Annotated in this window: 1 protein-coding gene; it reads left to right on the top strand. The window is 65.7% G+C overall.

The features are described 5' to 3' along the window. Window positions 1-16 precede the first annotated feature (16 nt). Window positions 17-318: class I tRNA ligase family protein (locus L687_RS31895; protein ID WP_152525887.1), on the top strand; the 302-nt coding region annotated here is incomplete at its 3' end.

A 318-nucleotide genomic window follows, 5' to 3' on the forward strand; every position in this document is an offset into this window, starting at 1 on the left:
ATCGTCGCAGAACCAGATTCCCGACAAGCCCGCACTCGAAGGCCTCGAAGCGAAGTGGGACGCCGCCTGGGCCGAGCAGGGCACGTACCTGTTCGACCGTCTTCGCGCGGCGCAGTCCGGCCGCGAGGGCGTGTACTCGATCGACACCCCGCCTCCGACGGCATCGGGCAGCCTGCACATCGGACACGTGTTCTCCTACACGCACACCGATGTGAAGGCTCGGTTCGAGCGCATGCGCGGAAAGACCGTCTTCTACCCGATGGGTTGGGACGACAACGGCCTGCCGACCGAGCGACGGGTGCAGAACTACTACGGCGT

Source organism: Microbacterium maritypicum MF109, from assembly GCF_000455825.1.
GTDB lineage: Bacteria > Actinomycetota > Actinomycetes > Actinomycetales > Microbacteriaceae > Microbacterium > Microbacterium maritypicum_A.